Below are 2496 nucleotides of genomic sequence, written 5' to 3'. Positions count from 1 at the left end.
TGCTAAAAGTTTTTTCAAAAATGATATATGCCAGCTCGGACGGCCTGACAAGATGACGAATGATGACAGTGCAATTGAAGAACTTAATCTGGAACACGATGGTACCATGAGCAGCTTATTTTTAAGCTAAATAATTTTTACGACAGAATCGTAACTTCACTTAGTTACAATGTTTATTATTGTATATTACTCTTGCTATAAATACTCCCATTTCAAATAGTAAATACATAGGAATAGCAAGTAGACTTTGAGAGATTATATCTGGTGGCGTTAGTAACATGCCAATAATAAATGTTAATACAAATATATAAGGACGTTTTTTTTGTAGTTGTTGGGGAGTGATAATACCTACCCAGCACATTAAAATAATAAAAACAGGTATTTCAAAGATCACGCCAAATGCTATAAATAATGTCATGACAAAATCAAGGTAACTGGAAATTTCTGTTGCAATCTCAACGCCATCAATTGATATATTGGTAAGAAATTTAAAAATGACTGGAAAAATCATAAAATACGCAAATGCTACACCTATATAGAACATAAATGATGTGGCGACTAACAGTGGCATAATTAACTTACGTTCTTTTTGATAAAGCCCTGGCGCTATGAATAGCCAAACTTGATATAAAATGACTGGGATGCACAGAAACACCGCTGTAATCAAAGTCAGCTTTATGGGGGTTAACAATGGTGATGTAACCTCCGTAGCTATCATACTAGTAGATTCCGGTAGTTGGGAAATCAGGGGTGCAGATAGAAACTCATAGATATCATTTGCAAAATAAAGTAACCCTAAAAAAACCAGCAGTATACTTAATAGAATATGGAATAATCGGTGACGGAGTTCTGCTAAGTGAGCAAAAGGATTAATTGATTCATTATGAAGGTTTGTATTGCTCATAATATATTTACATCGCTACTCTTTTACTTAAAACGTTATTGATGACTTTCCTGATTGGTATTTTCTACTGTACAGTCAACCTTTTCTGTAAATGATAGTTCTTTTACAGGTAATTTAAGCTGCGATTCAATATCATGCATTGCTAGAGTATTAGTAACATCATCTTTAACTGATTGAATGGCATTTCGGGATGAGTTTATAGTTCGTGAAAGCGTCTGTAGACATCGACATAAACGTTCAGGCCCCAGTACTATTAAACCAAGTATAATAATAAAAATAAGCTCACTCATCCCAATGCCAAACATACACTATCCCTCTTGTTTAGTTTGTGAACTTGGTTTGAGGGATTGCGTAATTTTAGTTTTAGCGAATATTGGGGATTCCATTAAATCACTCTGTTTATCCTCGTTCTCACCTAGTGCTTTTTTAAACCCTCTGATAGAAGTTCCCAAATCACTACCTAATGTACGTAATTTATTCGTTCCAAATAATAAAATGACAATAATTGCAATAATGAGAAGCTGCCAAATACTAATACCAGCCATGTTAAACCCCGTATAAAGTGAATAAATAGTTTTATGAATATTTATCTTGAAAAGTATGGCCAAGATCACTTTTCGGTTAAGTGATCTTGGCCTGTTTGTCTTATCGTTTCATTTGTACGTTACTTAATAGCTTACAGCTATTCCAGCCACCATCAGAGTTGGGAAAGGTGACGCCTGCAATAAAATCTAAAGACTGATCCAGGTCTCTGGGTTGAGCTTTTAATAACAAACCCTGACGTTGAGTCCGTTCGTCAGTCATACTGATAAATTCAGTCCGAGTAGCGTCAACTGTATGGACAACAGTGGACATTTGCAGGGGACCATGGCCAGATAATAGTTCACGTTGATAGAAGCCATCTTCGACTATACGGTTGGTCACAATCGCCGTCATAACTGAAAAATTCGGATCATGACTGTCAATAGGATAACTGTTAGTGGTCACATAGACCGTTTCTCCTTCCGTACAAACACAAATATCAAAAATATCACTTTCATCTTCATTTGATCTAAACTGCGCCCTTTGTACCAAGTCACTACCAACAATTTCGTAAAGGCGAGAATAACTGAGTGCCCATACCTTAGACTCTGTTCGACATACCCAACGAATCTTGTCCTCAGAAGGGAAATCACTTGAGGTAATATATAATCTGTCACTTTCAGTTGGTGGACGTTGGCCTGCTTGCCATTTATACATTCCGTCTGTGTAATTCGTTAGACGACATAAACCGTAAGCATACCCATTATGTACAGCCACACATTTTACTGAACGGATTAAGTCTGACTTATCGTAAGTCCAGTCATCATAAAGATCACGGGGGGAAGAGGATAATGAGATAGGCACAATTTGTGGTACACCATTTGTGGCATGATCATCATAGATATAAACTTGATCACCATTGTTACAAACAGCACCTCTGTCACTGATTGAGTCATTGAGCATGACCATATTATGGTGACCATCTTCCCACACTAACTCATTTACATGAAATTGAAAAAGTTGGCCACGACCTTCCCAGTTTGTTTTAGCAGAGAGAAAGTACCCTGTTG

4 protein-coding genes are annotated in these 2496 nt (G+C 36.7%); all 4 read right to left on the bottom strand.

The genetic code is table 11. From position 1 onward, the window contains the following. Positions 1–160: 160 nt before the first annotated feature. Complete coding sequence (gene tatC / locus ACQ96U_RS26790; RefSeq protein ID WP_431724351.1) at positions 161–904, bottom strand: twin-arginine translocase subunit TatC; 744 nt, start codon at positions 902–904, stop codon at positions 161–163. Positions 905–939: 35 nt separating this feature from the next. Beyond that, complete coding sequence (locus ACQ96U_RS26785) at positions 940–1209, bottom strand: hypothetical protein (protein WP_431724350.1); 270 nt, start codon at positions 1207–1209, stop codon at positions 940–942. Positions 1210–1212: 3 nt separating this feature from the next. Beyond that, positions 1213–1449 carry a twin-arginine translocase TatA/TatE family subunit gene (gene tatA / locus ACQ96U_RS26780; protein WP_431724349.1) on the bottom strand — a complete coding sequence of 79 codons (237 nt, stop codon included), beginning with the start codon at positions 1447–1449 and terminating at the stop codon, positions 1213–1215. 100 nt (positions 1450–1549) lie between these two features. After that, positions 1550–2496 (bottom strand): hypothetical protein (locus tag ACQ96U_RS26775; RefSeq protein ID WP_431724348.1); only part of this gene is annotated, 947 nt, incomplete at its 5' end.

Origin of the sequence: Zooshikella sp. RANM57 (assembly GCF_050749885.1) — a bacterium.
Classification (GTDB): domain Bacteria; phylum Pseudomonadota; class Gammaproteobacteria; order Pseudomonadales; family Zooshikellaceae; genus Zooshikella.
The sequence above is the reverse complement of the archived record's forward strand: the minus strand, read 5'-3'. Positions and strand labels throughout refer to the sequence as shown.

What these genes read in the sequence shown, in the direction of transcription:
- tatC (WP_431724351.1), bottom strand. Translation starts at nt 904, where the DNA reads ATGAGCAATACAAACCTTCATAATGAATCAATTAATCCTTTTGCTCAC.
- ACQ96U_RS26785 (WP_431724350.1), bottom strand. Translation starts at nt 1,209, where the DNA reads ATGTTTGGCATTGGGATGAGTGAGCTTATTTTTATTATTATACTTGGT.
- tatA (WP_431724349.1), bottom strand. Translation starts at nt 1,449, where the DNA reads ATGGCTGGTATTAGTATTTGGCAGCTTCTCATTATTGCAATTATTGTC.